This is a genomic window from Amphritea sp. (genome assembly GCF_050300915.1).
Lineage (GTDB): Bacteria > Pseudomonadota > Gammaproteobacteria > Pseudomonadales > Balneatricaceae > Amphritea.
On the sequence record NZ_JBNKYN010000166.1, the window covers coordinates 1 to 791 of the forward strand.

The following is a 791-nucleotide window of genomic DNA, read 5'->3' on the forward strand; positions in this document are numbered from 1 at the left end:
TTGGTCGTTGCCTGAACTATCATAAAAGTAAAAATAGCCTTTGCCGTTCAGTTCGGCCCGGAAATCAATACCTTGCCAGGCGCCGCTGTTTTGCTCGCTCCAGACGCTGCCGTCCAGTTGATAGAGGTGGGGGTTGCCTGAACTGTCCTGAAAGTAAAAATAGCCTTTGCCGTTCAGTTCGGTCTGGAAAAGAATATTTATCCAGGTGCCGCTATTTTGCTCGCTCCAGGTACTGCCGTCCAGTTGATAGAGGTGGTAATTGAGTGAACTATCCTGAAAGCTAAAATAGCCTTTGCCGTTCAGTTCGGTCTGGAAATAAATAGTTTTCCAGGCGCCGCTGTTTTGCTCGCTCCAGGCGCTGCCGTCCAGTTGATAGAGGTGGGCGTTGGAACTATCCTTAAAGACAAAATAGCCTTTGCCGTTCAGTTCGGTCTCGAACGTAATACTTGTCCAGGCGCCGCTGTTTTGCTCGGTCCAGGTACTGCCATCCAGTTGATACAGGTGGGGGTTGTATGAACTATCATAAAAGAGAAAATAGCCTTTGCCGTTCAGTTCGGTCTGGAATTCAACATGTAACCAGGTACCGCTGTTTTGCTCAGTCCAGGTAGTGCCGTCCAGTTGATACAGGTGGAGGTTGAATGAACTATCATAAAAGCGAAAATAGCCTTTGCCGTTCAGTTCGGTCTCGAAAATAATATCTGTCCAGGCGCCGCTGTTTTGCTCGGTCCAGGTACTGCCGTCCAGTTGATAGAGGTGGCCGTTGTTTGAACTATCATAAAAGCTAAAATAGC

Annotated in this window: 1 protein-coding gene; it reads right to left on the minus strand. The window is 48.0% G+C overall.

Features of this window, described 5'->3' with window-relative positions:
• Positions 1 to 791 (minus strand): hypothetical protein (locus ACQY8X_RS20955; protein ID WP_428037068.1); only part of this gene is annotated, 791 nt, incomplete at both ends.